Source organism: Pseudomonas sp. DF11 (assembly GCF_058148565.1).
Genome location: NZ_JBYVYN010000001.1, coordinates 490114 through 512611, shown reverse-complemented (window position 1 = coordinate 512611; position 22498 = coordinate 490114). Strand labels below are relative to the sequence as shown.

General features: G+C 61.3%; 19 protein-coding genes. 16 read left to right on the top strand and 3 right to left on the bottom strand.

What is annotated here, in order from left to right; genetic code table 11:
- Positions 1 to 10: 10 nt before the first annotated feature.
- Positions 11 to 1177 carry an ABC transporter substrate-binding protein gene (locus tag AC30D9_RS02080; protein ID WP_490143307.1) on the bottom strand — a complete coding sequence of 389 codons (1167 nt, stop codon included), beginning with the start codon at positions 1175 to 1177 and terminating at the stop codon, positions 11 to 13.
- 119 nt (positions 1178 to 1296) lie between these two features.
- On the opposite strand from AC30D9_RS02080, the gene AC30D9_RS02075 reads away from it, so the two are divergent.
- From AC30D9_RS02075 to AC30D9_RS02065, 3 genes are read left to right on the top strand one after another with little or no spacing between them, the layout of a single operon-like run.
- Positions 1297 to 1599 carry a hypothetical protein gene (locus tag AC30D9_RS02075; protein WP_307572440.1) on the top strand — a complete coding sequence of 101 codons (303 nt, stop codon included), beginning with the start codon at positions 1297 to 1299 and terminating at the stop codon, positions 1597 to 1599.
- Between the two features lie 2 nt (positions 1600 to 1601).
- Complete coding sequence (locus AC30D9_RS02070) at positions 1602 to 2855, top strand: HAMP domain-containing sensor histidine kinase (protein ID WP_307572140.1); 1254 nt, start codon at positions 1602 to 1604, stop codon at positions 2853 to 2855.
- Positions 2855 to 3493, top strand: coding sequence for a response regulator (locus tag AC30D9_RS02065; RefSeq protein ID WP_134924508.1), 639 nt, complete (start codon positions 2855 to 2857; stop codon positions 3491 to 3493). Before AC30D9_RS02070 ends, AC30D9_RS02065 begins: the two co-directional genes overlap by 1 nt.
- 184 nt (positions 3494 to 3677) lie before the next feature.
- Here the strand turns inward: AC30D9_RS02065 and AC30D9_RS02060 are convergent, their stop codons facing one another.
- Together AC30D9_RS02060 and exaA are read right to left on the bottom strand one after the other, a co-directional pair.
- Complete coding sequence (locus AC30D9_RS02060; RefSeq protein ID WP_134924507.1) at positions 3678 to 4322, bottom strand: pentapeptide repeat-containing protein; 645 nt, start codon at positions 4320 to 4322, stop codon at positions 3678 to 3680.
- A gap of 248 nt (positions 4323 to 4570) precedes the next feature.
- Entirely contained in the window at positions 4571 to 6427 is a 1857-nt protein-coding gene (exaA, locus tag AC30D9_RS02055; protein ID WP_490143306.1) for a quinoprotein ethanol dehydrogenase, read from the bottom strand.
- A 255-nt stretch (positions 6428 to 6682) separates the two neighbouring features.
- Between exaA and pedF the strand changes: the two genes are divergently transcribed.
- From pedF to AC30D9_RS01990, 13 genes are all read left to right on the top strand, one after another.
- Positions 6683 to 7144: a cytochrome c-550 PedF gene (gene pedF / locus AC30D9_RS02050; RefSeq protein ID WP_109754245.1), complete on the top strand. Its 462-nt coding sequence runs from the start codon at positions 6683 to 6685 to the stop codon at positions 7142 to 7144.
- Between the two features lie 5 nt (positions 7145 to 7149).
- A complete protein-coding gene (locus tag AC30D9_RS02045; RefSeq protein WP_490143305.1) occupies positions 7150 to 8025 on the top strand; it encodes a substrate-binding periplasmic protein in 876 nt (291 codons plus the stop codon).
- Positions 8026 to 8035: 10 nt separating this feature from the next.
- On the top strand, positions 8036 to 8794 hold the full coding sequence (locus AC30D9_RS02040) for a quinoprotein dehydrogenase-associated SoxYZ-like carrier (RefSeq protein ID WP_134924504.1): 759 nt from the start codon (positions 8036 to 8038) through the stop codon (positions 8792 to 8794).
- Positions 8795 to 8810: 16 nt separating this feature from the next.
- A complete protein-coding gene (locus AC30D9_RS02035; protein ID WP_490143304.1) occupies positions 8811 to 9746 on the top strand; it encodes a quinoprotein relay system zinc metallohydrolase 1 in 936 nt (311 codons plus the stop codon).
- Positions 9747 to 9918: 172 nt separating this feature from the next.
- Positions 9919 to 11016 (top strand): RHS repeat-associated core domain-containing protein, encoded by a 1098-nt coding sequence (locus AC30D9_RS02030; protein ID WP_307572144.1) that lies wholly within the window; start codon positions 9919 to 9921, stop codon positions 11014 to 11016.
- 398 nt (positions 11017 to 11414) lie between these two features.
- A complete protein-coding gene (locus AC30D9_RS02025; protein WP_134924502.1) occupies positions 11415 to 13190 on the top strand; it encodes a PQQ-dependent methanol/ethanol family dehydrogenase in 1776 nt (591 codons plus the stop codon).
- Positions 13191 to 13478: 288 nt separating this feature from the next.
- Positions 13479 to 14999, top strand: coding sequence for an acetaldehyde dehydrogenase ExaC (gene exaC, locus AC30D9_RS02020; RefSeq protein ID WP_116832538.1), 1521 nt, complete (start codon positions 13479 to 13481; stop codon positions 14997 to 14999).
- A gap of 247 nt (positions 15000 to 15246) precedes the next feature.
- The gene (pqqA, locus tag AC30D9_RS02015) at positions 15247 to 15318 is read left to right on the top strand and encodes a pyrroloquinoline quinone precursor peptide PqqA (protein WP_003243383.1); all 72 of its coding nucleotides are present in this window, start codon (positions 15247 to 15249) and stop codon (positions 15316 to 15318) included.
- 132 nt (positions 15319 to 15450) lie between these two features.
- Positions 15451 to 16608: an alcohol dehydrogenase-like regulatory protein ErcA gene (gene ercA, locus AC30D9_RS02010; protein ID WP_109754282.1), complete on the top strand. Its 1158-nt coding sequence runs from the start codon at positions 15451 to 15453 to the stop codon at positions 16606 to 16608.
- Positions 16592 to 17962 (top strand): hybrid sensor histidine kinase/response regulator, encoded by a 1371-nt coding sequence (locus tag AC30D9_RS02005; protein WP_490143303.1) that lies wholly within the window; start codon positions 16592 to 16594, stop codon positions 17960 to 17962. Before ercA ends, AC30D9_RS02005 begins: the two co-directional genes overlap by 17 nt.
- Before the next feature lie 159 nt (positions 17963 to 18121).
- Positions 18122 to 19327 (top strand): acetyltransferase domain-containing protein, encoded by a 1206-nt coding sequence (locus tag AC30D9_RS02000; RefSeq protein WP_490143302.1) that lies wholly within the window; start codon positions 18122 to 18124, stop codon positions 19325 to 19327.
- A gap of 385 nt (positions 19328 to 19712) precedes the next feature.
- Positions 19713 to 21356 (top strand): malate dehydrogenase (quinone), encoded by a 1644-nt coding sequence (gene mqo / locus AC30D9_RS01995; protein WP_134924499.1) that lies wholly within the window; start codon positions 19713 to 19715, stop codon positions 21354 to 21356.
- 474 nt (positions 21357 to 21830) lie between these two features.
- The gene (locus AC30D9_RS01990; RefSeq protein WP_116832535.1) at positions 21831 to 22433 is read left to right on the top strand and encodes a transposase; all 603 of its coding nucleotides are present in this window, start codon (positions 21831 to 21833) and stop codon (positions 22431 to 22433) included.
- The last annotated feature ends 65 nt before the right edge of the window (positions 22434 to 22498 follow it).

Below are 22498 nucleotides of genomic sequence, written 5' to 3'. Positions count from 1 at the left end.
TTGTTATCGATCAGGGGTAACGGCAGCTCACTTCGGGCTGGTCATAGCCCAGGCTGTCCATTTCATTGGTAGGGTGGAGGAAACCGTCCTGGGGCGAGGTACTGACCAGCGCCCGGGGCTGGACCAGGGGAATGGGTTGGCGCAACTGGCCGTTCCAGGGCCGATAACTGAGCTTGCGGCCTTTGAAACCGTCCAGGGGCAATTGGTCGCTGAGGGCCAGTTGGCGGATGGCGAGGGGGTCGTCCTGACGCAACTTGCTCACGGCGCTGGCGATGCTGCGCACGGCGATCCAGGCGGCGAAGTCGCGGTCGTTCATCCAGCGTCCGGCCAGGGCCTCGAAGCGCTTTTGCAACTGCGCCGCGCCGTAGGTTTCCACGGTCTTGTGCCAGCCAGTCGGCGTCAGCCCTTGAGTGCCGGCCACCGGGCGCGGGTACCAGGTCTGGTAGGGCAGGTATTCGCCGAAGTCGCCGCGCTCATCGGCCACCAGCACCACGTCGTATTCGGCGGTCTGGGTGAACAGCGGCATGTCGGCCTGGGCGCTGCGGCGCTGGTCGTTGTCGAACTGCCAGGTTTTCTCGGCGACGATCTTCATGCCGAAGCGTTTCATGGCCCGGCGCAGTGCGGCGGCATAGGCCTGGTCCTCGGGCGTCTGGCCGACGATCAACAAGGCCCGCTGCCATTTGCGCACGACGCTGAACTGCACCAGGGCATCGGCGAGCGTGGCGCGGTCGGGCAGGCTGTGCAGCACATTGCCCAGGCAGTCGGTGGTACGCAGGCTGTCGTCGGGGCTGCCGGCGTTGAACAGCAGGCTGTCGGGAAGGGCGGCGCTGAGCTGGCGCAGGCTAGCGGCCGGTGCGTTGACCACGAACAATCGCAGGCCCTGGTCGTGTTGGGCGCGGGCGGCCTGGAGCAGCGCTTCGGGAGTGTCGACTCTGGCGGTTTCCAGGCGGTAGTCGTGCTTGAGAAAACGTCCGGTGCTGTTGCTGTCGATGATCGCCAGTTCAGCACCGCGCAAGCCGGCATCGGCCGGTTCGGCAATGACGTTGGACAGCAGCGGGCCGGGGTCGGGGCGATAGCCAAGGTAGCCGATGCGCACTTGCAGCGGTGTGGCATCGCCAGCGTGAGCGGTTGCCGCTGCCAGCAGAGAAACCAAGGCGTAACTGACGAGCCGGCGCATGACATCCTCCATTGCGGGTAGCGCCAGCATAGGAAGCCAGGGGGCCTGGGGAAATATGTAGAAAGTACCGCCGGGGCAGTACCAAGGTAGTAACTCGCCTTGGCGGCCGGGGTTTTAGCATGCAAGGCATCGTCATTGACCAGGAGGGACAGACCATGCGGATTCTCAAAGCGCTGCTGCTGCCGTTTCTGCTGATCCTGAGCCTGGTTGGCGTTGACCGGCTGGCGGGTAAAAAAATCGGGTGCAATGGACATAAAAGCTGCGGCCACCCCGTAACCCCGGTGGGAGCGAGCCTGCTCGCGATAGCGGCCTCTCATCCAACATTATTGTCGACTGAACCGCCGCTATCGCGAGCAGGCTCGCTCCCACAAGGGATTTGTGTCCGGCGCGGATGTGAGTTCATCCCGGCAATGGGCCGCTAACCATGTCAGCCCTCTGGCGCATCAACCTCTGGGTGTCAGCCTTTTTCGCCCTGGTCACCCTGGCCTGTGCCGTCCTGTTGTTGCACCAAGCCACGACCGATGTGAAACGAGAGTTGCAATCGGCCGAGTCGGTGGTGCATTACCTGCGCGAAACCGCCGAGCGCGACCCGGCCAGTCTCCAGGTGCGCTTGACCGGTAGCTTGCGTCATGTGCGGGTCCACTGGTTGGCCCCTGGGGAGCTGTTTCCGGCGGATGAGAAAGGGATAAAGGCCTGGTTCGGGCGTCGACTCCTGGAGGACGGGCCCGCCGCCCAGGTGGTGGATTTGCCTGACGGTCGGCGGGCCTGGATTGCCGTCGATCCTCGGGATGAAATCGACGAGATTCTCGATTCATTGGTGCAACTGCTGGGCGTTTGCGCCCTGGCGCTGTTGCTCAGCCTGCTGGTGATCCGCTGGGCGGTGCGCCGGGGCATGCGTTTGCTCGATGAGTTGCTGCAGGCGCTGCGTCAGGTGTCTGCCGGAAACCTGCAGGTACGCCTGGGCACTGAGGGACTCCCGGAAGCGCAGCAACTGGCGGGGCACTTCAACCGCATGACCGCCGCCCTGGCCGAGGCCCAGGCTGACAACGCCCGGCTCACCCAGGCCTTGCTGGCGGTGCAGGAACAGGAACGCACCCGGCTGGCCCAGACCCTGCACGATGACCTGGGCCAATACGTGGCCGGCATTCGCGCTCACGCCTGCCTGTTGCGCCTGGTGACAAACCAGCCGCAAGCGCTGGAGCAGACCGTCAGCCAGCTCGAAGACCATTGCGAGCACTTGCAGCATGGCTTCCGGGCGCTGGTGCATGACTTGTACCCGGTGGTGTTGCAGCACTTGTCGTTGAGCGATGCCATAGGGGTGTTGGCGGGGCAATGGCAAAAGACCCAGGGCATTGCCTGCCGGGTGTCGATCGATGAGGTGTTGCCGCCGTTGTCCGGCGCCGACAAGACCCATCTGTATCGCTTGTTGCAGGAAGCCCTGACCAACGTCGCTCGCCATGCTGGTGCCAGCGAGGTGCGCATTCGCCTGCAACACCGTGCCGGACGCCTGCGTCTGCTGGTGCGTGACAACGGCCGTGGGGCCGCGCAACCGGCGCGTGCGGGCGTTGGTTTGCACTCGATGTCCGAGCGGGCCCGCAGCCTGGGAGGTGAGTTGCGTATCGTCAGCCAGCCTGGCGCCGGTTGGGCGCTGGCCTTGAATATTGCCTTGGAGGCTTGATGAACATTTTGTTGGTGGATGACCACGCGGTGGTACGGCAGGGCTATGCCAGCCTGCTGCGGGTGTTGATGCCGGACCTGCTGGTCCGCGAAGCGGCCACCGGAGAGGAGGCCTTGAGCCTGGTGCAGGAGCAGGTGCCGCACCTGGTGATCATGGACTTCGGCCTGCCCGGTATCAGCGGCCTGGAAACCACCCGGCGCTTGCGTCAGCGCCTGCCGCAACTGCGCGTGTTGTTCTTCAGTATGCACGATGAATTGCCATTGGTGCGCCAGGCGCTGGACGCCGGTGCTATGGGCTATCTGACCAAGAATTCGGCGCCCCAGGTGCTGGTGGAAGCGGTACGCCGGGTGCTGGCCGGCCATGCCTACATCGAGCAGTCCCTGGCCACGCAACTGGCCTGCGCCAGCTCCAGGCACGATGTCGACCCACGCCTGCAATGCATGACCCAACGGGAGTTGGAGATCTTCGTCATGCTCGCCAAGGGCACCCCCGCACGCACCATCGCCGAACAGCTGTGCATCAGTGCCAAGACCGTGTCCAACCACCTGACCCTGCTCAAGAGCAAGTTGCAGGTCAGCTCCCATGCCGAATTGGTGCACTTGGGGATCGACCTCGGAGTGGTGCGGGTGGCCGGTTGAAACCCTTATTTCCAGGCGATGACGATCAACTGTCGCGAGGGGATTTATCCCCGTTGGACTGCGCAGCAGCCCCAGTACATTCAATTGAGTGAATCTGACACTGTGAGGTGTTGGTCTTGGGGCTGCTGAGCAGCCCAGCGGGGATAAATCCCCTCGCCACAAGAACTGTGTGTAGCTGGAAATTTTACTGATCCCAGGACGCCGGGCACCCCGTGCAGCCCTGCATATTCGCATCCTGAAAATTCCCGTAATGCTGGCGAGAGCCACTGAGATTGGCCTGTTCCAGGTTGCTTTCGCCAAGCTTGGCTTCTTGCAGGTTGGCGTCACGCAGGTCAGCGCCCTTGAGGTCGGCCTTGCTCAGCCAGGCCATTTCCAGGTCAGCGGCTTGCAGGTTGGCCTCGTGCAGTCGCGCGCCGGACAAGCGAGCGAACTGAAGATAGGCGGCGGTCAGGTCGGCACGCTGGAACTGCGCACCCTGGGCGAACAGCCCCCAACCCTGGATCGCCTTGAGCGTCGCGCCAGTGAAGTCGGCCAGGCGCAGGTTGCTTTGTTGCAGGCTGGCACGGGTCAGGTTGGCGCCCTGTAGCTGGGCTTTTTCAAGGTTGGCCAGGTCCAGTCGCGAATGGCGCAGGTCGGCGTCGCGCAGGTCGGCACCGCTGAGGTTCATTTTGCGCAGGTCCTGGTTCGCCAGTTTTGCGCCACGCAGGTTGGCGCCGGGGCATTGACTGGCTTCGGCGATGAGGCAGCCGTTGATGGTCAGAGGTGTTTCGGTGTTGTCGGCGTTGGCATGGACGCAGATGAGCAGAAGCAGCAGAGGGAGAAATCTCATGGCAGTAAACTCGGTTGACTGTGGGAGCGAGCCTGCTCGCGATAGCGGCGGGACATTCAACATCACCGCTGACTGAACCATCGCTTTCGCGAGCAAGCCCGCTCCCACAAGGGATCTGCAGCGGACACAGATTTTGTGTCCGACAACCATCAACTGTGGGAGCGGGCTTGCTCGCGAAGCCGTCGGCACATTCAACATCACTGCCAACTGAACCACCGCCATCGCGAGCAGGCTCGCTCCCACAAGGGCTATTGGCGGGCCACCTTGTTATCCCAACTCGGAATCTTGAACACCCAGAACGACCCGCCCTGGGCCACCGGCTTGGTCAGTTCGGCCATGTCGCCACCCCACAACGGCACGGCGCCGCCGTAGCCGACGGTCACGCCGATGTACTGCTCGCCGTCCTGTTCCCAGGTGATGGGCGGGGAGACGATGCCGCTGCCGGTCTGGAATTTCCACAGCTCCTGGCCGGTCTTGGCGTCGAAGGCCTTGAAGAAACCGTCGCCGGTACCGGTGAACACCAGGTTGCCCTTGGTCGCCAGCACGCCGGCCCACAACGGCAATGCTTCCTTGTGCTCCCAGACCACTTTGCCGGTGGTGGGGTTCATCGCCCGCAGGCTGCCGACGTGATCGTCGTACATGCGCTTGATGCGAAAGCCCATGCCCAGGTAGGCCGAGCCCTTCTTGTAGTTCACTTCCTCGGTCCAGTACTCCTCTTTCCATTGGTTGCCGGGGACGTAGAACAGCCCGGTGTCCTGGCTGTAGGCCATGGGGTTCCAGTTCTTGCCGCCGAGAAACGGTGGCGAGACCTCCACCGGTTTGCCCTTGGTTTCACCCGGCAATGGCTTGGCCGGACGCTGGCCGGGGTTTTCCACTGGGCGACCGGTCTTCAGGTCGATGTGGCTGGCCCAGGTGATGTTGTCGACGAAGGGGAAGGCGTTCTGCAGCTTGCCGTTGTTGCGGTCCACCACGTAGAAGAAACCGTTGCGGTCCGCGTGGGCGGTGGCCTTGACCACCTTGCCGGCCTTGTCCTTGTAGTCGAACAGCACCAACTCGTTGTTGCCGGAGAAGTCCCAGGCATCGTTGGGCGTGTGTTGGTAGAACCACTTCACCTCGCCGGTGCTTGGGTCGACACCGACCTGGCCGGAGGTGTAGAGGCTGTCGTAATCGTGGGGGTTGCCATCCTTGGCCGTGCGCGCCCAGGTGTTCCACGGGCCGGGGTTGCCCGCGCCGACGATGATGGTGTTGGTCTCGGCGTCGAAACTGGCGCTCTGCCAAGGTGCACCGCCGCCGTGGCTCCAGGCTTCGACCTTGCCGGTTTCAGTGGTCTTGTCGTCGGGCCAGGACGGCGCCTTGACGTCGCCGGTCGGCGTGCTGTCCTTGCCGTTGAGGCGGCCCATGTGGCCTTCGACGAAGGGACGCATCCAGACTTCGTCACCGGTGTCCGGGTCGCGGGCGAACAGTTGCCCGACCACCCCGAACTCGTCGCCGGAACTGCCGTGGATGAGCAGCACCTTGCCACTGGTCTTGTCCTTGATCAGCACTGGAGCGCCGGTCATGGTATAGCCGCCGGCGTGGTCGCCGAACTTCTTGTTCCACACCACCTTGCCGGTGTTTTTATCCAGGGCGACCACCCGTGCGTCCAGGGTGCCGAAGTAGATCTTGTCGCCATAGATGGCCGCGCCGCGGTTGACCACGTCGCAGCACGGGCGAATGTTGTCCGGCAGCCGGTGGTTGTAGGTCCACAGGCGTTTACCGGTCTTGGCGTCGAGGGCGAACACCCGCGAGTACGAGCCGGTGACGTACACCACGCCGTCGCTGACGATAGCCTGGGACTCCTGGCCGCGCTGCTTCTCGTCGCCAAACGAGTAGGACCAGGCCGGGGTCAGTTTGAACACGTTCTTGTCGTTGACCTGGGCCAGCGGGCTCCAGCGCTGGGCGTTGGTGCCCATGCCGTATTGCAGCACGTCCTTGGTGGTCAGGTGATCGTTGGCGATGTCTTCCCAGGTGACGGCAGCGCTGGCCAAGGGGCTCAGCGACAGACTACCGGCCAGTAGCAAGGCAACGGTCAAGGAAGAGAGGGCGGGTAGCGTTTTTATTCTCATGGTGGCAGTTCCCAGTGAAAGGTTTTGGCCTGACTAGGGTGAGTCGTGCCACGACCTTGCCGATACGGAAAAAGTCCCGCCTTCGCCGGGAAGACTTCCCGAACCGCCTGTCTTTACGACCTGCGTCGGATGGCTTGCTACCAAGGAACTAGAACGCGGCCACCAAAGCAGCATTCGGCTGGGGCAGGGGGGTTCCTAAGATGACGGCACGGCTTCTTCACAGAGGTCTTGCGTGCAATCTGAGAGGGCATAACAATGACAACAAAACGCAACGCCATCATCGCTACCGCACTATTGATGGGGCTGATCGGCGCAGGCTCCGCATGGGCCCATGGCAACGTAGTGCCCCAGGCAGTGGAAACCAAGGGTCTGACCCCGATCAAGGACGCCAACTTGCCGTTGGACGCTGATGGGTGGGCTTCCCAGAACCCGTATCGCAACTCCCCCGAGCGTGACAAAGCCGTGGAAATCGGCGCCTCGGCCTACAACCAGAACTGCGCGGCTTGCCATGGCCTGGAGGCCAAGTCCGGTGGGATCGCCCCGGACCTGCGCATGCTTGACGCCGCCGAAGCCGGCGATGAGTGGTTTGTCGAGCGCGTCCGCCACGGCGCGGTACGCGACGGTCGGGTCTACATGCCGAAAATGGCCGACTACCTGAGTCAGGAAGCCTTGTGGGCGGTGCGCACCTATCTCGACAGCGTGCACGTCGAGGAGTGATCGCCATGCGCCTGTTCGCGTGGGTAATGTGCAGCTTGCTCTTGTGTGGCCAAGCGGTGCAGGCGCAGGTGCGCAGCTACGACCAGATGATCGCCGCCGGCGAGTTGAAGGTCGCGGTCTACAAGGACTTCGCGCCCTACAGCTTCGAAGACCACGGCCAACCCAAGGGCGTGGACGTGGAGCTGGCCCAGGCCTTGGCCGAGGCGCTTGGCGTGCGCCTGCAATTGATCTGGGCACCGCCCGGGGAAAAGCTCGATGACGACCTGCGCGATTACATCTGGCGCAGCAGTCCGTTGCACGACCGGCAATTGGCCGACTTGATGATGCGCGTGCCCTACGATCACGACTACGTGCAAAAGCGCAACGATATCGGCGAACTGGCAAACGCCCAGGTGGTGATGTTCGGGCCTTATCAGCAAGAGTGCTGGCAGGTGGCATATGACCGCCGCCGACTGGATTCGGTGGGCAGCGTCGCGGTGTTCCAGCAACACCCCATTGGCGTTGAAGTCGACAGCGTGCCGTCGTTCTACCTGACGTCAGTGTTCAACGGCATGCTCAGCGCCAAGACCCACCATTATCCCGGTGTCGGCCAGGCCTTCAAGGCCATGCAGGCCGGGGAAGTCGACGCCGTCATGGCCATGCGTGGGGAAATCGACTGGCAGGTGCACGAGGCCGCTGATCCACAATTGGCGTTGGCGGAAAATGCCTACCCGAACATGGGCAAGCAACGCTGGGAAATCGGCATGGCGGTGCACGAAAGCAACCGTCAGTTGGCCTATGCGGTGGAAGAGGCTCTGGAAGGCTTGATCCGCGACGGCAGCGTCAAGACCGTCTATGCCCATTACGGCCTGCGTTACGACGTGCCCGAGATGTATCAATAGGAGCGCAGGGATGAAATGGGCCATGTGGTGCCTGCTGTGGTGCGGCCTGCCGATGATCGCGTGGGCGGCCGGCGAGCCAGGCAAGGATCCGGTGCCGTCGGTGATGTGGGCCTTTTATCACAAGCAACTGTTGGACGATGCGCCGTTCGTGTTCGACGATCGGGTGCGGTTGCTGGCCCCGCCTTTTGCCGAAGACGCGCGCCAGGTCCCACTGGAAATCGATGCCCGGGCCTTCGCCGGCGATGTCGTACGGGTGCTGGCCTGGGCCGAGTTGAACCCGTTGCCGAAAATCGTCGACTTCCAACCCGGAGAGCGGGTGCTGCCCTGGCTGTCAATCCGCATTCGTATCGAGCAAGCCACCCCGTTACGCGCCGCGGTGCAGACCCGCGATGGCCTGTGGCACGTCGGTTCGACCCTGATCGATGCGGCCGGTGGTGGCTGCACCGCGCCCAGCGTAGTGCGCACCCAGCCGGGGTGGGAGGAGCACTTGGGCGAGGTGCTGGGTGCCCGCTATCCCCGGGGCGATTCGAGCCGCCTGCGTCTACAGGTGGCCCATCCAATGGATAACGGCCTGGTGAGCGGCATCCCGGAATTCTTCCTCAACCAGGCGCAACTGCTGGACGCCGAGGGCCAGGTGTTGGCGCGCCTGGAGTTGTTCCCGGCGGTCAGCGAAAACCCCAACCTGGGCTTCGACATACAAGGCCCAGGGCAGACTCGCCTGTTGCTGCGCGACAACAGCGGCAACACGTTCGAGGCGGCGATCCCCTGACCACAAGGAGCGCACCATGCGCTGGTTGTTGCTGATATTCGTGAGCCTGTGCTGGCCGACCTGGGCCGCGACAGACTACTCGCTCAAGCCCCGGCAGATCGCCGAAGGCACCTGGCTGCTGGAAGGCAGCACCGAAAATTTTGCCAAGGCCAACGGCGGCAACATCGTCAACACGGCGTTCATCGTCACCGATGCCGGCGTGGTGGTGATCGACACCGGGCCTTCGAAGCGCTATGGCGAGGCGCTACGCCAGGCCATTGCCGCGACCACCGATAAGCCAATCATCCAGGTCTTGCTGACTCATCATCACCCCGACCATGTACTGGGCAATCAGGCTTTCAGTGACGCGCCCATCGGGGCGTTGGCGGGCACCGCGGACCTGCTACGGCAACAGGGCGATGCGCTGGCGGAAAACATGTACCGGCTGGTGGGCGACTGGATGCGCGGCACCGAGGTGGTGTTGCCAACCCAGGTGTTGGAGCCCGGTGTGTTGAAGGCGGGTAACCATACCTTGCGCCTGCTGCAACTGGCCGGGCACACCGGGGCCGACCTGGCGATCTTCGACGAAACCACTGGCGTGCTGTTCGCCGGCGACCTGGTGTTCTACGAACGCGCCCTCACCACCCCCAACAGCCCGGGGCTCGAAGTCTGGCTCAGGGATCTGGACACCTTGCAGGCCTTGCCCTGGAAGCAGATCGTGCCCGGCCACGGCCCGGTCGCGACCGATGCCCGGCCTTTCTTGCAGATGCGCGACTACCTGGGCTGGCTCGACCAACTGATGCGCGACGGCGCGGCCCGGGGCGACGACATGGCCGAGATGATCCGCAGCCCCATTCCCGAGCGCTTTGCGGGGATCAGTTTGAGTCGCTATGAGTTGATTCGTAGCGTCAGCCATCTCTATCCATGTTACGAGCGAGCGGGGATGAAGCGGGTGGACACCAAACCCGAATGATTCAAGCTGTCCCGTGGCGAGGGAGCTTGCTCCCGCTGGGCTGCGCAACTGCCTGAAGCATCCAAAAGCGCGGTGTTCCAATTCGCTCACCTAACAGTTCTGTTAGTGGTCGCCTGATGCAGTTACCGAATACCCTTCAATTGCACGTTAAAACTTACGAGGGTGTCATCTCATGTCTCCCCAACACGAACCGCTACTCTGTCGATACCATTACGACCCGCTCGACCGATTGATCGGCTGTACGCTGCTGGATGAGCCTGAATTTCAGCGTTTCTACTGTAAAAAACGTCTGGCCACAGAGATTCAAGGCACGATAAAAAATTCAATATTCCAACACGATGACCAGCTACTCGCGCAACAGCGTCACGGCGATAAGTTTGACGCTACGCTGCTGATAACCGATTGCCAGCGGTCGGTGTTGCACACGCTCGGTGAGAACAGCCAGCGACAATCCATCGCCTATTCACCTTACGGCCATCGTCCCATTGATCGCGGTATAGCCAGTTTACTGGGATTCAACGGTGAGCGAGCGGACCCGGTGACCGGGCATTATTTATTGGGTAATGGGCGTCGGGCGTTCAGCCCGGTGTTGATGCGATTTAACAGTTCAGACAGTTTTAGTCCGTTTGGGGAAGGTGGGCTAAATGGGTATACATACTGCTTGGGTGACCCGATTAATAGAAGAGATCCTACAGGGAACACTCCACAGGCATTGTTAGGCTTGAAAAAAACTTACGTAGGTCAAAGTCTTTGGACAAAGGGAGGGGTCGCCAGTTCTGACGGATTTCGTGCGTTAAAAAGGATTAATGCTTTAGGTGAAAAGATTGAGAAAATTACACTTGATGCTCAGAGGCAGATCTTCACAGCAGATAAGAATGTATTGGACGCGGGGGGCGACATCCAAAACACCACCACGCCAAAAACCGGAATCCGACTTGATAACCTTGCTTATAAGGTAGCGCGCCCTGAAACACATCCGTTTTCTTCATTGACAGACAAATTTCCAAAACCTTATTTAGACCTCATGCAGCGCCAAGCGACCATCGATCAAGCTAACTACTATGATGTCTTTAAATATTTGGAGGGAGTGGTGTCGGATGAGGGTATGCATCTTGCGGGTGCCCTGGAAAGCAAAACTCTCAAATTCAACAAGGAAATAGTTGCCTCGTATAAACTTAGGTTGCGATTGTTTTCATTAGAGGAGGTTTCTAAGTTGGTTGCAGAGCAAGATCGAATTCGCGACAAATACTTGACTTATTTGCCTCCATAATATCGCCCCCGGAAATAGTTGAGTCCGTATCGAGCTAGACTGCAATCAGCCACATTTCAAGAGGTTGCTAAATTGGTGAAGGAGCGCAACCGAACTCGCGCAAAGTACTTGCGCGGTAGATAGAAAGACCTTAAGCAGACTACATTGGATGCCCAAGGAGTTGTGGTTTTTACCGGCGAGACCGCCGCACAAGCGTCAGGGTGCTCAAATAAGAGAGGCAGTTGCTCACTCCCTCGCCACGGGGCGTTGTGTAGGCCGACCAAGCCGCCTTTGACATGTACCAAGGAACTAGAAAACTCAACACAGCGGGCAATTGTTGCCGGCGGCCCCGAGCCCAAGAATCTGTGGCAGACCGGGAAAAATTCCCGGGTATAACAATAACCGCAGAGGTAGCCGTCATGAGTCATCCCGCACGTCGCCAACCCTTCGCCGTGAGCCTGCTGCTCAGTGCCATGCTGCTGTCCGGTTCGGCCCTTGCAGCCGTGACCGATCAGGAAATTCTCCAGGACCCGAAGAACCCGCAGCAGGTCGTGACCAACGGCCTGGGGGTCCAGGGCCAGCGCTACAGCCCGCTCGATACCCTCAATGTCAATAACGTCAAGGACCTGCGCCCGGTCTGGGCGTTCTCCTTCGGCGGCGAGAAGCAGCGTGGCCAGCAAGCCCAGCCGATGATCAAGGACGGGGTGATGTACCTCACCGGTTCCTATTCGCGGGTATTCGCGGTGGATGCGCGCACCGGCAAGAAACTGTGGCAGTACGATGCGCGCCTGCCTGATGACATCCGCCCTTGCTGCGACGTGATCAACCGTGGCGTGGCGCTGTATGGCGACCTGGTGTTCTTCGGCACCCTCGACGCCAAGCTGGTGGCCCTGAACAAGGACACCGGCAAAGTGGTGTGGAGCAAGAAAGTCGCCGACCACAAGGAAGGCTACTCCATCAGCGCCGCGCCGTTGATCGTCAACGGCAAGCTGATCACGGGCGTGGCCGGTGGCGAGTTCGGCGTGGTGGGCCAGATCAGCGCCTATGATCCGAAAAATGGCGAACTGCTCTGGACCCGCCCAACCGTGGAAGGCCACATGGGCTACGTCTACAAGGACGGCAAGGCGGTCGAGAACGGTATTTCCGGCGGCGAGGCCGGCAAGACCTGGCCGGGCGATCTCTGGAAAACCGGCGGTGCCGCGCCTTGGCTGGGCGGTTACTACGACCCGGAAACCAACCTGCTGCTGTTCGGCACCGGCAACCCGGCACCGTGGAACTCCCACCTGCGCCCTGGTGACAACCTCTATTCCTCGTCGCGCCTGGCCCTGAACCCGGACGACGGCACCATCAAGTGGCACTTCCAGAGCACGCCTCACGACGGCTGGGACTATGACGGCGTCAACGAGCTGATCTCGTTCAACTACAAGGAAGGTGGCAAGGACATCAAGGCTGCCGCCACCGCCGACCGCAACGGCTTCTTCTATGTGCTCGACCGCACCAACGGCAAGTTCATCCGTGGCTTCCCGTTTGTCGACAAGATCACCTGGGCCACTGGCCTGGACAAGGACGGTCGGCCGATCTACAACGAGGCCAGCCGTCCGGGCGCGCCGGGCAGCGAGGCGAAGGGCAGCTCGGTATTCGTGGCACCGGCCTTCCTCGGCGCGAAAAACTGGATGCCGATGGCCTATAACCAGGACACCGGGTTGTTCTATGTGCCATCCAACGAGTGGGGCATGGACATCTGGAACGAAGGCATCGCCTACAAGAAAGGTGCGGCGTTCCTTGGCGCCGGTTTCACCATCAAGCCGCTGAACGAGGATTACATTGGCGTGCTGCGGGCGATCGATCCGAAGACGGGTAAGGAAGTCTGGCGCCACAAGAACTATGCGCCGCTGTGGGGCGGGGTGCTGACCACCAAGGGCAACCTGGTGTTTACCGGTACGCCTGAAGGTTTCCTGCAAGCGTTCAACGCCAAGACCGGGGAAAAGGTCTGGGAATTTCAGACCGGTTCCGGTGTGCTCGGCTCGCCCATCACCTGGGAAATGGACGGCGAGCAATACGTCTCCGTGGTCTCTGGCTGGGGCGGCGCGGTGCCGTTGTGGGGCGGCGAAGTGGCCAAGCGCGTGAAGGACTTCAACCAGGGCGGCATGCTCTGGACCTTCAAGTTGCCAAAGGATTTGGTGGCCAAGCGCTGAGCTGAAATAAAGCAGGGTGCTGCCCTTGTGGCGAGGGGATTTATCCCCGCTCGAGTGCGCAGCGCTCGCAGAGCTTTTTTGGGGGGCTGCTGCGCAACCCAGCGGGGATAAATCCCCTCGCCACAAGGGCAGAGCCAGTCCCCGTTCTTCTTGCTCCTGAAATCCAGAACCTACGACCAAATAACGAGAGCCCCCCCTGCCAACGACGCATTCGTCCAGCCGGCGGGGCTCTCTACCATCGGCCTATCGCCTGTCCCGTGACAGGCATCGACCAGGCAGAGGCCCATCATGATCTACGCACAACCCGGAACCCCAGGCGCCGTCGTTTCCTTCAAGCCGCGCTATGGCAATTTCATCGGCGGCGAATTCGTCGCGCCGGTCAATGGCGAGTACTTCACCAACACGTCCCCGGTCAACGGCGAAGTCATCGCCGAGTTCCCACGCTCCAGCGCCGCCGACATCGACAAGGCCCTGGATGCCGCCCACGCCGCAGCAGACGCCTGGGGCAAGACCTCGGTGCAGGACCGTTCCCTGGTGCTGTTGAAAATCGCCGACCGTATTGAGCAGCACCTGGAAGTCCTCGCCATCAGCGAGACCTGGGACAACGGCAAGGCCGTACGCGAAACCCTCAATGCCGACGTACCGCTGTCGGCCGACCATTTCCGTTACTTCGCCGGCTGCATTCGCGCCCAAGAGGGCGGGGCAGCCGAAATCAACGAACTGACCACGGCCTATCATTTCCATGAGCCGCTGGGCGTGGTCGGGCAGATCATTCCGTGGAACTTCCCGCTGCTGATGGCCGCCTGGAAACTCGCCCCGGCCCTGGCCGCCGGTAACTGCATCGTGCTCAAGCCGGCGGAGCAGACGCCGCTGTCGATCACGGTCTTCATCGAACTGATCGCCGACCTGCTGCCGCCCGGTGTGTTGAACATCGTCCATGGTTTCGGCCGTGAAGCCGGTGAAGCCCTGGCCACCAGCAAGCGCATCGCCAAGATCGCCTTTACCGGTTCCACCCCGGTCGGCTCGCACATCATGAAATGCGCCGCCGAGAACATCATTCCGTCCACCGTGGAACTGGGCGGCAAGTCGCCGAACATCTTCTTCGAAGACATCATGCAGGCCGAGCCGGCCTTCATCGAAAAAGCCGCCGAAGGCCTGGTGCTGGCGTTCTTCAACCAGGGCGAAGTCTGCACCTGCCCATCCCGCGCCCTGGTGCAGGAGTCGATCTATGCGCCGTTCATGGCCGAGGTGATGAAGAAAATCGCCAAGATCAAGCGTGGCAACCCGCTGGATACCGAGACCATGGTCGGTGCCCAGGCGTCCCAGCAGCAATACGACAAGATCCTCTCCTACCTGGAAATCGCCCGGGAAGAGGGCGCCGAACTGCTGACCGGCGGTGCGGCCGAGCATCTGGAGGGCGACTTGTCGAGTGGCTATTACATCCAGCCGACCCTGCTCAAGGGCCACAACAAGATGCGTGTGTTCCAGGAAGAAATCTTCGGCCCGGTGGTGGGTGTGACCACCTTCAAGGACGAAGCCGAAGCCCTGGCCATCGCCAACGATACCGAGTTCGGCCTCGGCGCCGGCCTGTGGACCCGCGACATCAACCGTGCCTACCGCATGGGCCGGGCGATCAAGGCCGGTCGTGTGTGGACCAACTGCTACCACCTGTACCCGGCGCACGCCGCGTTCGGTGGCTACAAGAAGTCCGGCGTGGGTCGTGAGACGCACAAGATGATGCTCGACCACTACCAGCAGACCAAGAACCTGCTGGTGAGCTACGACATCAATCCGTTGGGGTTCTTCTAACCCAGCAACACTGCAAAACCCAATGTGGGAGCGGGCTTGCTCGCGAAAGCGGCGGCACAGTCACTCGATCAGTGTCTGATCCACCGTCTTCGCGAGCAAGCCCGCTCCCACATTGTTGGATTTGTGCAGGCCAAGCATTGCTACCAACGCACCCCACCCACCGCTTCGAAAGTAGCATTCGAACGCCGGGTACAGCGTGCATTAATGACCTTGCCGGAATCGCCCGGTACAAGAAGAGGAAAGACCCATGTGGACTAAACCCGCGTACACCGACCTGCGTATTGGCTTTGAAGTGACGATGTACTTCGCCAACCGATGAGTGCCGGCCCGGCCTGGAGCGTTCAGGCCGGGCTACCCATTGGTCTGATTGCAATCGCGGTGGGATGCTTTAGGCTCAAGGTATTCCACGACAATAACAACAGGCTTACCGATGAGCCACGTACCTGAAAAAATGAGCCTCAGCCCGCTACGCAAGTTCGTTTCCCCTGAAATCATGTTCGGTGCCGGTTGTCGGCACAATGTCGGCAATTACGCCAAGACCTTCGGTGCACGCAAGGTGCTGATCGTCACCGATCCCGGGGTCATCGCCGCCGGTTGGGTGGCTGACGTCGAAGCCAGCCTCCAGGCCCAAGGCATCGATTACTGTGTCTACAGCGCGGTCTCGCCCAATCCGCGGGTCGAGGAAGTGATGCTCGGCGCCGACCTTTACCGGGAAAACCATTGCGATGTCATCGTCGCGGTGGGTGGTGGCAGCCCCATGGATTGCGGTAAAGGCATCGGCATCGTCGTTGCCCACGGCCGCAACATTCTTGAGTTCGAAGGCGTCGATACCCTGCATGTACCCAGCCCGCCGCTGATCCTGATTCCCACCACGGCGGGGACGTCGGCTGACGTGTCGCAGTTCGTGATCATCTCCAACCAGCAAGAACGGATGAAGTTTTCCATCGTCAGCAAGGCGGCGGTACCGGACGTATCGCTGATCGACCCGGAAACCACCCTGAGCATGGACCCGTTCCTGTCCGCCTGTACCGGCATCGACGCCTTGGTACATGCCATCGAGGCCTTCGTGTCCACCGGCCACGGCCCGCTGACCGACCCCCATGCGCTGGAAGCGATGCGCCTGATCAACGGTAACCTGGTGCAAATGATCGCCAACCCGGCGGACATTGCCCTGCGGGAAAAGATCATGTTGGGCAGCATGCAGGCCGGGTTGGCGTTCTCCAACGCGATTCTCGGTGCAGTTCACGCGATGTCCCATAGCCTGGGCGGTTTCCTCGATTTACCCCATGGCTTGTGCAACGCGGTCCTGGTGGAGCACGTAGTGGCGTTCAACTACAACTCGGCGCCGGACCGTTTCAAGGTGATTGCCGAGACGCTGGGCATCGATTGCCGGGGGCTCAACCACCGGCAGATCCGCACCCGGCTGGTGGAGCACCTGATTGCCCTCAAGCACACCATCGGTTTCCACGAGACCCTGGGCCTGCATGGCGTGAGCACCTCGGACATTCCGTTCCTGTCGCAACACGCGATGGATGACCCGTGCATCCTTACCAATCCTCGGGAGTCGAGCCAGCGGGATGTCGAGGTCGTCTATGGCGAAGCCCTCTGACGAGCAGCAAAAAGCCCTGGCCGGGCTGCTGGGGCTGGGCAACCATTCAACGCGCAAGAGTCACTACCCGGAACTGGCGGCGCGCCTCGATGAGCTGGAACAGGCCCGGCAGCACCTGCAACAGCTCAATGATCAGCTGGAGCAGCGAGTGGCCGAGCGCACCGATGCGTTGCTGGAGGCCAACCACAACCTGCAGCAGCAGATCGCCCAGCGCGAGTTGATCGAACAGCAGTTGCGCGATGCCCGGGACGCCGCCCAGGCCGCCAATCGCAGCAAGGACAAATACCTGGCCGCCGCCAGTCATGATCTGTTGCAGCCACTCAACGCGGCCCGCCTGCTGATCGCCACATTGCGCGAACGCCAGTTGCCTAGCGCCGAGCATGTGCTGGTGGAACGGACCCACCAGGCGCTCGAAGGGGCCGAAGACCTGCTCACCGACCTGCTGGACATCTCCCGGCTGGATCAGGCCGCCGTCAAGCCCGACTTGGCGCCGTATCGGCTGGATGAGTTGCTGGGGCCGCTGGTTTCAGAGTTTCAATCGGTGGCCGGCGCCGCCGGGTTGGACCTGCGGGCGCGGTTTGGCGACGAAGCGGTGCTGACCGACTTGCGATTGATCAGCCGTATCCTGCGCAACCTGCTGAGCAATGCCTGCCGCTATACCGATCAGGGCGGTATTCTCCTGGCGGCCCGGCGCCGGGGAGGGCAATTGAGCATTGAAGTCTGGGATACCGGGCGTGGTATCGCTGCCGATTGCCTGGAGTCGATTTTCCTTGAATTCAACCAGCTCGACGTCGGCCGGGCGGCGGACCGCAAAGGCGTGGGCCTGGGCTTGGCGATTGTCGAACGCATCGCCCACATCCTCGGCTATCGGGTCCAGGTGCGCTCTCGGCCGGGACGTGGTTCGGTGTTCAGTATCGAGGTGCCGCTGTCCAGCGAAAAACCCTTGCCCGTATCGCAGCTCCCCGTACAGGCGGTGGCCGGCAACCCGTTGCCAGGGCGGCGTTTGTTGGTAATCGACAACGAACTGAGCATTTTGCAAAGCATGGCTGCGCTGTTGGGGCAGTGGGGCTGCGAAGTGTTGACCGCCACCGACGAAGCGGGCGCCCTCGACGTGCTACAAGAACGCGCGCCGGAGTTGATCCTGGCGGATTTCCACCTGGATCATGGGGTTGTGGGCTGTGAAGTGGTTAAGCATCTGCGCGAGCATTTCCACCAGGCGATCCCGGCGGTGATCATCACCGCCGACCGCAGCGACCAATGCCGCCGCGCCCTGCGCAAACTGGGAGCGCCGCTGCTCAACAAACCGGTCAAGCCTGGCAAGTTGCGGGCGGTGTTGAGCCAGATGCTCGGGTAGCGGTCTCATAAGGATCACCGAAATCGCAACTACCACAAACCCTTGTGGGAGCGAGCCTGCTCGCGATAGCAGTTTCGTGTTATGTTATCCGCTTTCGTTTGGCAGGAATTCTCATTTCCCGCCTTGCATGGACCAACGACCCTCCATCCGAGTAATGCCATGAGCCTACCTTCAAGCGTGACGAGCCCGTCCGGCGTCATCGCGCCTTCACTTGTGACCAGCGCCGCCAAAATCCATGTACGCATGCTTGCCATCGACGCCCTGCGCGGTTTCGTCATGTTGCTGATGCTGGTGGATCACGTTCGCGAGACGTTCCTGCTGCACCGTCAGGTGACTGATCCCATCGATGCGCTCAGCGTGACCCCTGACCTGTATTTCACCCGTCTGCTCAGTACGCTCTGTGCCCCGGTCTTCATTTTCCTCACCGGTCTGTCGGCCTGGCTCTACAGCCAGAAACACACCGCCGGCCAGACCTCGTTGTTCCTGCTCAAGCGTGGCCTGTTCCTGGTCTTCCTGGAATTGACCTTCGTGTGTTTCGCCTGGAACGCCGAGTTCCCGCCCAAGATCCTGTGGCTGCAAGTGATCTGGTGCATCGGCATCTGCATGATCGTCCTGGCCGCGCTGCTGCACCTCAAGCGCAGTTGGCTGATCGTCCTCGGCGTTGCCATCGTCGCCGGGCACAATCTGTTGGACGGTGTGGTGCTGGGGCCTGATTCTCCGTTTTTCGTGCCGTGGTCGATTCTTCATCAACGGGCATTCATCGATATCACCGAGTTCACCCGGGCCCGCACCACGTATCCGGTGCTGCCGTGGATCGGCGTGATCCTGCTGGGTTGGGCCATCGGGCCGTGGTTTGGCAAGGATGTCGAGCCCGCTGTGCGCCTGCGGCGGTTGTTCAAGACGGGCCTGGGCCTGCTGCTGGCCTTTGTGTTCATCCGTTACCTGAACGTATACGGCGACAAACCCTGGGTCCAGACCGGCGACGCGCTGCGTACCTACATGAGCTTCATGAGTGCGACGAAGTATCCGCCGTCGCTGATGTTCCTGATGCCGACCCTGGGAATAGGGCTGATGTTGTTGGCACTCTTTGAAAAAGCCCAGGAGCGGGGTGCCATTGCGCTGTTGGCGATCTATGGTGGCGCACCGATGTTCTTTTACCTGCTGCACCTTTACGTGCTCAAGGCGCTGTACCTGATCGCGGTTGCCATCTGGGGCACCAACCAAGGGACCTATTTCGGGTTCGATGATTTGCCCATGGTGTGGTTGTGGAGCGGGCTGCTGGGCGTCGTGCTGTTTTTTCCTACACGTTGGTTCGCCGGGTTCAAGCAACGGCGGCGTGACATCGCGATCCTCAAGTATCTTTGACCCGCAGGGGCTCTGGTCGCGCGAACGGTGCCGATCAGGGCCATTAAAATGCCGTCATTTGGTCGGCGTTTTTGCCTGGAATGTAAAAAGACGCTTCGGTCTGTTTATTTCCTTATGTAAACTGCCCCCCGCTGCGACAATCGGGCACGGCCACGCCAGGCCCGATGAACACCGTTCGCAGCGTCCCTCACCCCAGCTGAAGCCAAGACCTACAAGAAGTCAGCGCCGGAGAGACATAAACGAGAGGCCGACGTATCGCTCGGCCCTGTAGGTCCATCCTCCAGTCCGTCTCGATACCCATCCTGCTGGCGTTGCCGGTGGCCGATGAGGTCTATCCTTGACCAGGGCAGGTGGACGGAATGGCGTTCATCCTAGGGATACACACATGTTGAAGAAAACACACACGGCGCTACTGGGCCTGGCGATGGCGATGGGTCTTGCGACCACGCACGCCGCCGAGCCAAAAAAAGTGGATGTCTTGCTCATTGGTGGGGGCATCATGAGCTCGACACTCGGCGTCTGGCTCAATGAGCTGGAGCCGGGCTGGACCATGGAAATGGTCGAGCGCCTGGACGGTGTTGCCGAAGAGAGCTCCAACGGCTGGAACAACGCCGGTACTGGCCACTCCGCGCTGGCCGAGTTGAACTACACGCCGGAAGACAAGAATGGCAAGGTCGATATCTCCAAGGCCATCGAAATCAACGAAGCCTTCCAGATCTCCCGTCAGTTCTGGTCCTGGCAGGTCAAGAACGGCGTGTTGAAGAACCCGCGTTCGTTCATCAACTCCACGCCACACATGAGTTTCCTGTGGGGCGACGAGAACATCGCGTTCCTGAAGAAGCGCTACGAAGCCCTCCAGGCCAGCCCGTTGTTCGCCGGCATGCAGTACTCCGAAGATCGCGAGCAGATCAGCAAGTGGGTTCCGCTGATGATGCAAGGGCGTGACCCGAGCCAGAAAGTCGCGGCCACCTGGAGTCCCCTGGGTACTGACGTGAACTTCGGCGAAATCACCCGCCAATTCGCAGCTTATCTGCAAACCAAGCCGAACTTCTCCCTCAAGCTGTCCAGCGAAGTGGAAGACATCACCCGCAACGAAGACGGCACCTGGCGCGTTTCCTACAAGAACCTGAAAGACGGTACCGAAACCGAGACCGACGCCAAGTTCGTGTTCATCGGCGCCGGCGGCGGTGCCTTGCACCTGCTGCAGAAGTCCGACATCCCGGAAGCGCGTGAATACGCAGGTTTCCCGGTGGGTGGTTCGTTCCTGGTCACCGAAAACCCGACGGTTGCCCAACTGCACCTGGCCAAGGCGTACGGCAAGGCTTCGGTCGGTGCTCCGCCAATGTCGGTTCCGCACCTGGACACCCGTGTGCTGGATGGCAAGCGCGTGATCCTGTTTGGCCCGTTCGCAACGTTCTCCACCAAGTTCCTGAAGAACGGTTCGTACTTCGACCTGCTGACCAGCACCACCACCCACAACGTGTGGCCGATGACCAAGGTGGGTATCGAACAGTACCCACTGGTCGAATACCTGGCCGGTCAACTGATGCTGTCAGACGAAGACCGCTTCAATGCCTTGAAGGAATATTTCCCGGAAGCCAAGCAGGAAGACTGGCGCCTGTGGCAGGCCGGCCAGCGCGTACAGGTCATCAAGCGTGACGAAGAGAAGGGCGGTGTCCTGAAGCTCGGCACCGAAGTGGTCGCTTCCCAGGACGGCAGCATCGCCGGCCTGCTGGGTGCTTCGCCAGGCGCCTCGACCGCTGCGCCGATCATGCTGAGCGTGCTGGAGAAGGTCTTCAAGGACAAGGTCGCCAGCCCGGCCTGGCAGGAAAAACTGCGCCAGATCGTGCCGAGCTACGGCACCAAGCTCAACGATAGCCCTGAGCGTGTTGCCCAGGAATGGGCCTACACCAGCGAGGTCCTGCAACTGGATCCGCCGCCGGCGATCGGCAAGCCTGGGACCCCTGCGGCACCGGCCAAGCCGGCGGCTGCTCGTGAAGCCAACCCAGCGGCTGACATGGCGCTGTAAACCGGACACTGTCTGGTGAGATAAGAAGAACGCCGCTCATCGAGCGGCGTTTTTTTTCTCCCATCACAAGCCGCTCGGGCCATACCGACATCCACTGTGCGGGCTTGCTCGCAAATCGGCAGCCCATCCAACATCATCTCGAACTGATCCACCGCTTTCGCGAGCAAACCCGCTCCCGCAGAACGCCTGAGGCGAGCATCAGATCTGAAAACACCCGAGAACCCCTGTGGGAGCGAGCCTGCTCGCGAAGACGGCAGCCCATTCAACATCCCGCCAACTGATCCAGCGCCATCGTGATCGCGATCAGGCTCGCTCCCACCAAACCGCACGCTTCATACCCTTCCAAATGAAGCTTTCATGACAAAAGTTCGGTAGCACATCGCCATTCCCGTCATGCCTGTGTGACGTGTTCGAGGGGACCTTTCAGGTCGTTTGGAGCCGGGGCGCGAAGCCGGGAGTGAGGCGATGGGGACTATGGAACGTTATTCGAAAGTGGGCATGCAGGAGCTTGACCAGCGGTTGTCGAAGATCGTCGAGGCGGCGCGCAAGCAGCCGGTCTCGGTGTATCGCTACGGCGCGCCATGGGTCTGGATCGTTTCCCAGGATGACTGGCAGGGCGCGCTCAAGGAAGTGTCCAGCTACATCCCGCAGGGCCATTCACTGGTGTTGCTGCGGCCACAGATCGATGACCTGCTGGATGAGCATCGCGAGGTGCTGCAAGGCCTCAACGCCAGCGCCCAGATGCTGATCGCACCGCAAACCGCCATGCACATCCTCCTGCTGCAACTGCTCTATTCAGTGCCCAGCGAGCAGCAACTCTACGAACAGCTCAACTACAACCTGCTGTTCCGCTGGTTCGTCGGCCTGGACCTGAACCAGAAGGTCTGGAGCTTCAACGTCCTGAGCAAAGACCTCGCCACGCTGCTGGGCGACGCGCGGGCGGTGCGGCTCATCCAGAAAATCATTGGTGAAGTGTTCTGTGGCGCCTTGCTGCAAATGCCGGAGTTCTCCTTGAATTTCGCGCTGCTGCATACCTGGCTGGCCCGGCACGCCACGACATCGACCGCAAGCAATTGAGCCGTACTTTGAATTCAGGGGGTGGTGTGGAGCATTTCTTCAAATCGCGGCCAGCGCTGTGGGGC